The organism is Blastococcus sp. SYSU DS0753, from assembly GCF_054051175.1.
In genome coordinates this window covers 61,111-71,502 of the sequence record NZ_JBJHAT010000024.1, presented here as the reverse complement: position 1 = coordinate 71,502, position 10,392 = coordinate 61,111, and the positions used below count along the sequence as shown (strand labels likewise).

The 10,392-nt window shown below is 75.0% G+C and carries 9 protein-coding genes; 4 read left to right on the top strand and 5 right to left on the bottom strand.

Annotation, left to right across the window (positions count from 1 at the left end; all coding sequences use genetic code 11):
• Positions 1–204: 204 nt before the first annotated feature.
• Both ACI799_RS16485 and ACI799_RS16480 read left to right on the top strand, forming a co-directional pair.
• The gene (locus ACI799_RS16485) at positions 205–1,449 is read left to right on the top strand and encodes a hypothetical protein (protein ID WP_456591303.1); all 1,245 of its coding nucleotides are present in this window, start codon (positions 205–207) and stop codon (positions 1,447–1,449) included.
• Positions 1,450–1,478: 29 nt separating this feature from the next.
• Complete coding sequence (locus tag ACI799_RS16480) at positions 1,479–2,777, top strand: class F sortase (protein WP_456613490.1); 1,299 nt, start codon at positions 1,479–1,481, stop codon at positions 2,775–2,777.
• A gap of 66 nt (positions 2,778–2,843) precedes the next feature.
• Here the strand turns inward: ACI799_RS16480 and ACI799_RS16475 are convergent, their stop codons facing one another.
• The 3 genes from ACI799_RS16475 to nucS all read right to left on the bottom strand — a co-directional run bounded on the left by ACI799_RS16475 (position 2,844) and on the right by nucS (position 5,692).
• Positions 2,844–3,149, bottom strand: coding sequence for a hypothetical protein (locus ACI799_RS16475; protein ID WP_456613489.1), 306 nt, complete (start codon positions 3,147–3,149; stop codon positions 2,844–2,846).
• Positions 3,150–3,152: 3 nt separating this feature from the next.
• Positions 3,153–4,934 (bottom strand): 3-hydroxyacyl-CoA dehydrogenase family protein, encoded by a 1,782-nt coding sequence (locus tag ACI799_RS16470; RefSeq protein ID WP_456613488.1) that lies wholly within the window; start codon positions 4,932–4,934, stop codon positions 3,153–3,155.
• Positions 4,935–5,020: 86 nt separating this feature from the next.
• Positions 5,021–5,692 (bottom strand): endonuclease NucS, encoded by a 672-nt coding sequence (gene nucS, locus ACI799_RS16465; RefSeq protein ID WP_456589199.1) that lies wholly within the window; start codon positions 5,690–5,692, stop codon positions 5,021–5,023.
• A gap of 109 nt (positions 5,693–5,801) precedes the next feature.
• Here nucS and ACI799_RS16460 point away from each other — a divergent pair, with 109 nt between their 5' ends.
• The gene (locus ACI799_RS16460; RefSeq protein WP_456589200.1) at positions 5,802–7,019 is read left to right on the top strand and encodes a sensor domain-containing phosphodiesterase; all 1,218 of its coding nucleotides are present in this window, start codon (positions 5,802–5,804) and stop codon (positions 7,017–7,019) included.
• A 52-nt stretch (positions 7,020–7,071) separates the two neighbouring features.
• Entirely contained in the window at positions 7,072–7,947 is an 876-nt protein-coding gene (locus tag ACI799_RS16455; RefSeq protein WP_456599562.1) for a hypothetical protein, read from the top strand.
• Between the two features lie 90 nt (positions 7,948–8,037).
• Here the strand turns inward: ACI799_RS16455 and ACI799_RS16450 are convergent, their stop codons facing one another.
• Complete coding sequence (locus ACI799_RS16450; RefSeq protein WP_456589202.1) at positions 8,038–9,384, bottom strand: dicarboxylate/amino acid:cation symporter; 1,347 nt, start codon at positions 9,382–9,384, stop codon at positions 8,038–8,040.
• A 195-nt stretch (positions 9,385–9,579) separates the two neighbouring features.
• Positions 9,580–10,350: an enoyl-CoA hydratase-related protein gene (locus ACI799_RS16445; RefSeq protein ID WP_456589203.1), complete on the bottom strand. Its 771-nt coding sequence runs from the start codon at positions 10,348–10,350 to the stop codon at positions 9,580–9,582.
• Positions 10,351–10,392: the final 42 nt, after the last annotated feature.

Sequence of the window (10,392 nt, the reverse complement as noted above, 5' to 3'; positions counted from 1 at the left end):
ACCACGCGCACCTGGCCGGCGCGGGGAGGTGGTAGGTGGCGCCCGCCCCCCCCCCCCCCCCCCCCCCCCCCCCCCCCCCCCCCCCCCCCCCCCCCCCCCCCCCGGCTCACGTCGCCCGGCGTGTCACCCGGGACATCCGGGACACCTGGGGCGCACCATGCCCAGGACGGTGACGAGCCCCTGGCCTTCTGCGAGGATGAACCCATGAGCGACCCCCGCCGTGACATGCCGATGCACGAGGCGCAGCACTCCTTCGACGTCGTCCTGCGGGGGTACGACCGCAACCAGGTCGCCGACACGATCGAACGGCTGGAGGCGGACTTCCGCATCGCGCTGGCCGACCGCGACGCCGCCGTCGAGCGCTCGGCCGACCTGGCCAGCCAGCTGTCGGCCCTGCACGGCGAGGTCGAGTCGCTGCGGCGCAAGGCCGCGACCGCCGCCGCCCCCACGTTCGAGAACATCAGCGAGCGCATCCAGCACATGCTGCAGCTGGCGGAGGAGGAGGCGGGCGAGATCCGGCGGGCCGCCGAGCTCGACGCCCAGGCCGTCCGCGAGCAGACCGACGCCGAGGAGCGCGCGCTGCAGGAGCGGCACGCGGCCGGGCAGGCCGAGGTCGAGCGGATGATCGCCGAGGCGCGGCAGGCCGCCGAGCAGATCATGCAGAAGGCGCAGCAGCGGGCCGACGAGCTGGTCGCCAAGGCGCAGGAGCGGGTGGCCCGCCTCGACGCCGAGTCGCAGGCCCGCCGGGCGAAGGTCGAGGAGGACTTCGACATCGCGCAGCGCGCCCGCCGGGCCGAGGCCGCCCAGGCCGAGGAGGAGCGCGAGCGCGTCTCCACCCAGGCCGCACGCCAGCGGATCGCCGCCGCCGAGCAGCACGCCGCCCAGCTCGTCGCCGACGCCGAGGCGCGCGCCGAGGCGATCCGCGAGGTCCGCGACGAGCTCACCAGCCGGCTGGTGCAGGCCCGGCGGCTGCTGGACAGCCTCCCCGACCTCGGCGACCGCGCGCAGCAGTCCCGCGACGACGCCGACACCGAGCGGCGCGCACAGCACGCCGCACCCACGGGCGAGGCCGGTCAGCGGCAGCCCGCAGCCCCGCAGACCGCCCCCCAGCAGACAGCTCCGCAGCAGCAGGCGGCCCCGGCGGAGCGGCCGGAGCGCGCGCAGGCGCCGGCACCCGCCGGCCAGGCCCCCGCAGCGGTCGCCGGCCCCCAGACCGGGCAGCAGCCCGCCGTCCAGGCCCCCCGGGCCGAGGGCGAGTCCGCCGCGGCGCGCCAGCCGACCCGCCCCGAGCCGGTGACCGCCACGTTCCCGGCGGTCACACGCGCGGAGCCGACCACCCGCGCGCTACCCCTGCCGTCGCGGCCGAACACCACGGGGTCGACCCCGGCTGCGCAGGCCGCCCCGACGACGCAGTCGATCGACGAGCCGGTGGGCCAGGGGCGCTCCTGATCCCCCGGTACCGCCCTGCGGCAGCCCGCGTGACCCCGGACCCCCGTGTCCGGCCGGCACGCGGGCTGTCGGCGCTCCTGGCCCTGCTGCTCCTCGCGCTGCCGGCCGTGCTGGGCGCGCCGGGTCGCGCGGCCGCCGACGAGCCGCGGTCCGGCCTCCTGCGGGTCGCCCACCTCTCGCCCGACACCCCGGCGGTCGACGTCTCGCTGACCGCGGCCGCACCTCCCGGTGAGGTCCTCGTCGACCCGGGGCCCGTCGTCGCGGCGGGGCTGGGGTACGGCGCGGTGGACGCCTACGCCGAGCTGCCCGCCGGCGCGTACGCGGTCAGCGTCCGGGCCGCCGGTGCGTCCGCCGGTACCGCCCCGGTGCTCTCGGCCCGCGTCGACCTCTCCCCGGGGCGGGCCCGGACCCTGGCGCTCACCGGCACCTTCGCCGACCTGACCCTGCAGCCGCTCGACGACGACCTGAGCCCTCCGCCGTCCGGCGCCGCCCGGGTGCGGGTGCTCGCCGCCGCGCCCGCGGCCACCCCGCTCGACGTCGTGCTGGCCGACGGCCCGGTGCTCGCGGCCGGTCTGGGCTTCCCGGACGCCGGGCCGCCCGTCGTCGTGCCGGGTGGCCGGCACCACGCCCTGGTGCCGGCCACCGGCGCCGAAGCCGAGCTGGACCTGCCCGCCGGCTCGATCCGCACGGTGCTCGCCCTGCAGCGCCCCGGCGGCGGCGTGGAGCTGCGAGTGGTCGCGGACGCCACCGGCCCCGCCGTCCGGCCGGTGGGCGGGGTGGAGGCCGGCGGTGGTGGGGCCGGCGCGGTCGGCGGCTGGCTCCCCCGCACCGTCTCCGTCCTGGCCGGCGCGCCCTGGCGCGCCGCCGCACGATCAGCGGAGCCCGCCGCCGCCCCGGTGCGGCTGCGCATCGCCACAGCGGAGATCGACGCCCCGCTGGTCGCGGCCGGGCTCGACGGCTCCGGCGCCCTCGTCCCTCCGGCGGACCCCTCCGTGGCGGGCTGGTACTCCAGGGGCCCGCGCCCGGGCGCCGCCGGCCCGGCGGTGCTCACCGGGCACGTCGACTGGGCCGGTCGCGCCGGGGCGCTCGCCGGACTGGGCGGGGTGGCCCCCGGGGACGAGGTGCTGGTGGACCGGGGCGACGGGACGACGGCCCGCTTCCGGGTCACCGCCGTCGACCGGTACGCCAAGGCGGAGTTCCCGGGGACGACGGTCTACGCGCCGACCCCCGGGCCCCAGCTGCGGATCATCACCTGCGGCGGGGCGTTCGACCCGGCGACGGGCAGCTACCGGGACAACGTGGTGGTGTCGGCCGAGCTCGTGACCTGATGGAACGGCCCCGCTGCAGGGGCCCGCGCCGAGCTCGCGACGCGTGGGGGGCAGCGGGGTCCTTCTTCAGCGACGCCGGGCGCGCGACCGCCAGCACACGGTGTGCCAGTGCCGGCGCCGGTCGGCCGCCGACTCGACGTCCCAGGGCTCGAGGTCGGAGTCCCGCAGGTAGGCCGGCCAGGTGACCACGTGCGGCGTCCCCGGGCGGATCTCCTGGTCGCAGCCGGGGCAGCGGTAGGTCTTGCCGGTCGAGCTGCCGGTGACCGGCCGGACCACCCAGTCCCCGTCACCGGACTCCTCGACGGCATCGACGGAGCGGGCCGGCTCCCGACGCGCAGGTCGGGAGCCGGCCCGGGGACGGCGACGGGGCACGCGTCAGCGGCCGGCGTAGTCCCGGAAACCGCGACCGGTCTTGCGGCCGAGGTAGCCGGCGGTGACCAGGTGCTCGAGCAGCGGCGCCGGGGCGAAGCCGGGCTCCCGGAACTCGGTGTAGAGCTCCTTCTCGATCGCGAGGGAGACGTCGAGGCCCACGACGTCGAGCAGTTCGAACGGCCCCATCGGGTACCCGCAGCCGACCTTCATCGCGGCGTCGATGTCGTCGGCGGTGGCGTAGTGCGCCTCGAGCATCTTCACCGCGTCGTTCAGGTACGGGAAGAGCAGGGCGTTGACGATGAAGCCGGCCCGGTCGGTGCAGGAGACCGCGTGCTTGCCCAGCTGCGCCGACACCGCGTGGATGGTGGCGGCGACGTCCGGCGCGGTCGAGATCGTCGAGACCACCTCGACCAGCTTCATGACCTGGGCCGGGTTGAAGAAGTGCATGCCCACGACGTCGGCCGGACGGCCACTGGCCTTGGCGCACTCGATGACCGGGAGGCTCGAGGTGGTGGTGGCGAGCACCGCGCCGGGCTTGGCGATCTCGCCGAGGTTGGCGAACAGCGCCTCCTTGACCGGCAGCGACTCGACGACGGCCTCGATGACCAGGTCGCGGTCGGCGAGGTCGTCCAGCGAGGTCGTGCCGGTGACCCGGGCGAGGATCTCGTCGCGGGCGGCCTCCTCGAGGCGGCCCCGGACGACCTGCTTGTCCAGCGACTTGGCCAGCGCCTTCTGCACGGCCTCGACCTTCTCGGCCGCGCGGGCGACGAAGACGACGTCGTAGCCGCCCTTGGCGACGACCTCGATGATGCCGGTGGCCATCGTCCCCGAGCCGACGACACCGACGGTCCGCACGTCGCGGGCACCGGCCGCGGCCCCGCCGGGGGTCGGGGTCTGCGCGTCGGCGACGACCTCGGCCGAGCCGGGCTCGGCGTAGGTGTAGAAGCCCCGGCCGGACTTCCGGCCCAGCAGCCCGGCGGTCATCATCTGCTTGATCACCGGGCTGGGCGCGTGCAGCCGGTTCCGCGACTGCTTGTACATCGTGTCGAGGATCTCGTAGGCGGTGTCGATGCCGATGAGGTCCATCAGCGACAGCGGGCCCATGGGCAGGCCGCAGCCCAGGCGCATGGCCGCGTCGATGTCCTCGCGCGAGGCGTAGCGGTTCTCGTACATCGAGACGGCGTGGTTGAGGTAGCCGAACAGCAGCGCGTTGGCGATGAACCCGGCCTTGTCGCCGATGGTCACGTCGACCTTGCCCAGCCGGTCGGCGAGCGCCTCGACGGTCTCGACCACCTCGGGCTCGGTGACCACGGTGCGGACGACCTCGACCAGCTTCATGACCGGGGCCGGGTTGAAGAAGTGCATGCCGATGACCTTGCTCGGCCGGCCGGTGACCACGGACAGCTCGGTGACCGACAGGCTGGAGGTGTTGGTCGCCAGGATCGTGTCCGGCGGGCAGATCTTGTCCAGCTTGGCGAAGAGCTCCGCCTTGAGCTCCATCCGCTCGGGCACAGCCTCGATGACCAGCTCCGCGTTCGCGAGGTCCTCCAGCGAGGTGGTGAAGCGGATCCGCTCGAAGATGGCGTCCCGCTCGGCCGGGTCCAGCTTGCCGCGCGCCACGGCCCGGTCGGTGGACTGCTCCAGATGGCCGCGGCCACGCGCCAGCGCCTCGCCACCGACCTCCACGGCGGTGACCGAGAGCCCCGCCCGCGCGAGCACCTCGGTGATGCCGGCACCCATGGTGCCCAGCCCCACGACGCCGACCTCGTTCAGTTCCCTGGCCACGTTGCCATCTCCCATCGCCGGTGATCGCGGGGAAGTCTCTCACCCCCGGATTCCGGTCGTGCGGGGGCTACCGCCCGGTAGCCGGATCAGAAGAGGCGCTGGGACGGGTCGTCGGTGCCCTTGAGGACGGCGTAGTCGACGGTGACGCACTCGATGCCCCGGTCCTGCGCCAGCACCCGGGCCTGCGGCTTGATCTCCTGCGCGGCGAAGACGCCCTTGACCGGGGCGAGCAGCGGGTCGCGGTTGAGCAGCTCCAGGTACCGGGTCAGCTGCTCCACGCCGTCGATCTCGCCGCGGCGCTTGATCTCCACCGCGACCACCCCACCGGCGGCGTCCCGGCAGAGCAGGTCCACCGGGCCGATCGCCGTCGGGTACTCGCGCCGCACCAGCGACCAGCCCTGGCCGAACGTCTCCACGTGCAGGGCCAGCAGCCGCTGCAGCTCGGCCTCCACGCCGTCCTTCTGCAGCCCGGGGTCGACGCCGAGGTCCTCGCTGTGGTCGTGCAGGACCTCCGCGATGTTGATGACCAGCTGCTCACCGGCCTTGTTCGTCACCGTCCACGTGCCCGCGCCGTCGGTCAGCGCCTCGTCCAGCCGGCACGGCGGGCTCATCCAGTTCAGCGGCTTGTAGGCGCGGTCGTCGGCGTGCACCGACACGGAGCCGTCCGCCTTGACCAGCAGCAGACGGGTCGCCATGGGGAGGTGGGCGGTGAGTCGACCGATGTAGTCGACGGAGCAGCGGGCGATGACCAGACGCACGGGCGACGAGGCTACCGCTCCTCGACCGGTCGCCGCGCCGGCGCCGAGTTCCGGAAAGAACCAGGACGAAATCGTGGTGACCTCCGCCACCGGCACTCAGAATGGGCGGGTGGGCGCAGCGGGAGCGATCGGTACCCGGGACGGGGAGCGCCTGGACGGCGACTGGGTGCACTGGCTGCTCGACGCCGCCCGCACCCGGCTGGGCATGGACGTCGCCTGGGTCTCGCTCTTCACCGAGGGCAGCCAGCTGATCACCTCCGCCACCGGCGACCTGGAGTCCATGAACGTGCAGGAGGGGATGACGGCCCCGCTGGAGGGCTCCTACTGCGTGCGGGTGCTCAGCGGCCAGCTCCCTCCCCTGGTCACCGGCGCCGCTCGCGATCCCCGGACGCGCGACCTGCCGGTGACCGGCGACCTGAACATCGGCTCCTACGTCGGCGCCCCGGTGCGGGGACACGATTCCCGGCCCATCGGGATGCTGTGCTGCGTGAGCCGCGACCCGGGCACGCAGCTGGACGGCGAGTCGGTGCGCACGGTCGAGCTGCTGGCCGACCTGATCAGCGATCACTTCCGGCATGCCGGCGCAGCGGGCGGCCTCGACCTCGCCGCCCGCCGGGCCCGGGTGCGTGCCTTCCTGGCGCGGGGCGCCGTCGAGATCCACCTCCAGCCGGTGGTCGACATGGTGACCGGCGCGATCGCCGGGCAGGAGGCCCTCGCCCGCTTCCCCGGGTGGGGCGGGGACGGGCCGGCGGCGCTGTTCGGCGAGGCCGCCGCCGTCGGGGTCGGCGTGGAGCTGGAGGAGGTCACGGTGCGCGCCGCGCTGGCCGAGGCCGGCCGGCTGCCCGGCGGGCTGACCCTCGCGGTGAACCTCTCGCCGGACGCCCTCCTGTGCCCGACCGTGGTCGACCTGCTGCTGGCCCACGCCGACTGCCCGCTAGCCGTGGAGATCACCGAGCACAGCCCGGTCGACGACTACGAGGCGGTCGTCGCCGTCACGACGCGGCTGCGCCGCACGGGCGTCGCGGTCAGCGTGGACGACGCCGGCGCCGGCTACTCGAGCCTCCGGCACATCCTGCGGCTCAACCCCGACGTCATCAAGCTCGACATCGGCCTGGTCATGGGGCTGCACACCGACCCCGCGCGCCAGGCCATGACCTCGGCCATGGTGACGTTCGCCCAGGAGACGGGGGCGCGGCTGGTGGCCGAGGGCGTCGAGCACGCCGCCGAGCGCGACGTCCTCGTCGCCCGCGGGGTCCGCTACGGGCAGGGGTACCTGTTCGGCCGGCCGCGGCCGGCGCGTGACGTGCTCGACCGGCTGCCCGCCTGAACGGGGACGGCCCGCGGGGAACCTCCCGGCCACCCCGACCCGTCCTCCCGGTATGAGCACCCGTCCCGTGCGCGTCACCGCCCTGCTGGTCCTGGCCCTGCTGCTCGGCGCCTGCGCCGACTCGGCCGGCGGCGGCGCCTCCGCCGAGGACCCGTCGCCCGCGGGCGAGGACGCGACCGTCGTGCTCCAGGTCGGCGAGGTCGGCGGCTTCACCACGCCGGCCCTGCTCGCCGGCCGGGTGCCGTCGGCGACCCTGTACGCCGACGGCCGGCTGATCACCGACGGCCCTCAGATCGCCATCTGGCCGGCGCCGGCGCTGCCCAACCTGCAGCTGTACCGGCTCGGTGACGGCGGGGTGCGCGACCTCGTCGAGCGGGCGGTGTCCGCCGGGGTGACCGAGACCGGCGACCTCGGCCAGCCGCCGGTCGCGGACATGACCAGCACGCGGTTCACCCTCCGCACCGACGGGGAGACGGTCACCCGCGAGGTCTACGCCCTGGGGGTGGGGTCGGACCCGCGAGGCGAGTTCGACACGGGGCTCACCGAGGAGCAGGCGGCCGCCCGGGCCCGGTTGGCCGAGCTGGCCGATGCGCTCCGCGACCCGGTCACGGCCCTGGGCGCGGACCGGGTGAGCGGGCCCGAGCCGTACCAGCCCGACGCCGTCGCCGCGGTGGCGACCCCCTACGTCGAGGTGGACCCCGCCCAGGCCGAGCAGCAGTGGCCGGGCCCGGAGCTCCCGGGCGAGCCGATCGGCCCGGGAATCACCTGCGTGACCGCCACCGGGGAGGAGGCGCGGGCGGTGCTCGACGCCGCGGCGGAGGCGAACGCCGCCACGCCCTGGGTCACCCCCGACGGTTCGCGGTGGTCGCTGGTGCTGCGGCCGCTGCTGCCGCACGAGTCCGGCTGCGCGGACCTGGGGCAGGCGTGACGACGGGCCCGGACCTCCGGAGAGGTCCGGGCCCGGCCCCCTGCAGGGCCCCGGCACGAGCGTTCGAGTGACGGGAGCAGGGGTGTCTTCTCAGGCGGTGGCGGGCTCGCGCAGGTCGGCGTCCACGCCGCCCCGCTCCTCGACCGGGGCCAGCGGGTCGATCGTCCGCGTCGAGCGGTAGCGCTCCAGGTCGAGGATGCCCTCCCGCTTGGCCACGATCGTGGGCACCAGCGCCTGGCCGGCCACGTTCACCGCGGTGCGCCCCATGTCCAGGATCGGGTCGACGGCCAGCAGCAGCCCCACGCCGGCCAGCGGCAGGCCGAGCGTGGAGAGGGTCAGCGTCAGCATGACCACCGCGCCGGTGACCCCCGCGGTGGCGGCGGAACCGATGACCGACACCAGCACGATGAGCAGGTAGTCGGTGAGGCCGAGGTCCACCCCGAAGAACTGGGCGACGAAGATCGCCGCCAGCGCGGGGTAGATCGCCGCGCAGCCGTCCATCTTCGTCGTCGCGCCGAGCGGGACGGCGAACGAGGCGTAGGACCGCGGGACGCCCAGGTTCTGCTCGGTCACCCGCTCGGTCACCGGCAGCGTGCCGATCGACGAGCGCGAGACGAAGGCCAGCTGGATGGCCGGCCAGGCTCCGGCGAACCACCGCAACGGCGAGAGGCCGTGCAGGCGCAGGAGCACGGGGTAGACGACGAACAGCACCAGGGCCAGCCCCGCGTAGACCGCGCCGGCGAAGACCCCGAGCGAGCCGAGGGACTCCCAGCCGTAGCTGGCGACGGCGTTGCCGATCAGTCCGACGGTGCCCAGCGGCGCGAGCAGGATGACCCACCACAGCACCTTCTGCACGACCGCCAGCGCGGAGCGCACGAAGCCGAGGAACGGCTCGGCGGCCTCCCCCACCTTGAGCACCGCGATGCCGATCGCCGCGGCGATGACGATCAGCTGGAGGACGTTGAAGGACAGGGCGCCCTCGGCCGACGACTGCAGGCCGAGGATGTTGCCGGGCACGATGCCGTTCAGGAAGTCGAACCAGGAGCCGGTCCGCGTGGGGTCGGCCTGGGCCGTGGCGTCGACGGAGCTGTTGCGGCCGGGCTCGGTGAGCAGCCCGAGCGCGATGCCGATGCCGACGGCGATCAGCGCGGTGATGGCGAACCAGAGCAGGGTCTGGCCGGCCAGCCTCGCCGCGTTCGACACCTGCTTGAGGTTGGCGATGCTGACGATCACCGCGGTGACGATCAGCGGGGGGACGAGGGTCTTCAGCAGCGTGACGAAGGTGCTGCCGATGGTCTGCAGGGTGCTGGTCAGCCAGTTGGGTGTTCCGTCGGCCACGGGGCCGAGGTCGCGGGCGACCAGCCCGAGCGCGATGCCGACCACGAGGCCCAGCAGTACCTGGGCCGCGAAGGGGACGCGGCGGAGACGAGCGAGCACGAGGGTGGTTCCGTTCTGGGGGGATGACCGGGCGGGCGGGACGGGGCGTCAGCCCCGACAGCGGTCCACGGTCACGCGGCCGAAGTCGACGGTGCGCCGCCGCGTCAGCCCCCAGATGTTCTGCACGGGGGGATCAGTCCTCCCGCGCCCCCGGGCATTCCGGCTGTGGCCGGGTTCACCCGCTCGGGTGCATCCCTAGTCCGGCCAGACCGGCCGCCGCTTCTCCAGGAACGCCGCCATCCCCTCGCGCGCGCCGGGCAGCTGGCTGGCCGCGGCCATGACCTCGATCGCGGTGGTATACGCGTCCTGCTCCGGCCGGTCCAGCTGGGCGTACATCGTCTGCTTCCCCCACGCCTTGCTCGCCCGTGAGCCCCGGGTGGCCCGCTCCACCAGCTCGTCGACGGCGGCGTCCAGATCGGCATCGGGCACGACCCGGTTGACCAGCCCCCAGTCCAGTGCCGTCGCCGCGTCGATGACGTCGCCGGTCAGCGCCAGCTCCATGGCTCGCTTGCGGCCGACGTTCCGGGCGATCGCGACCATCGGGGTGTGGCAGAACCAGCCGCCCTTGCCGCCGGGCGCGGCGAAGCCCGCGGACTCGGCGGCCACCGCCAGGTCGCACGAGGCCACGAGCTGGCAGCCGGCGGCCGTGGCCAGGGCGTGCACCCGCGCCACGACGACCTGCGGCACGTCCTGGATCGTCTGCATCAGCTCGGTGCACAGCCGCAGCAGGCTGCGCACCTCGGGCAGGGAGGCCCCGGCGACGTCGGCGAAGTCGTGGCCGGCGCTGAACACCGGCCCCTCCGCGCCGAGCACGATGCCCGCGGCGTCGCTTCCCCCCGCCTCGGTGACGGCGGCGAGCAGCTGCGTCAGGTGCTCGCGGGAGAGCGCGTTGCGCTTCGACGCGCGCGTCATCGTGATGCGGACGACGTCGCCGTCGCGCTCGACCCGGGGTGCACCGTCGGCCATGCCCGACCTCACCACGTCCGGGCGCGCTCGGCAACGACGATC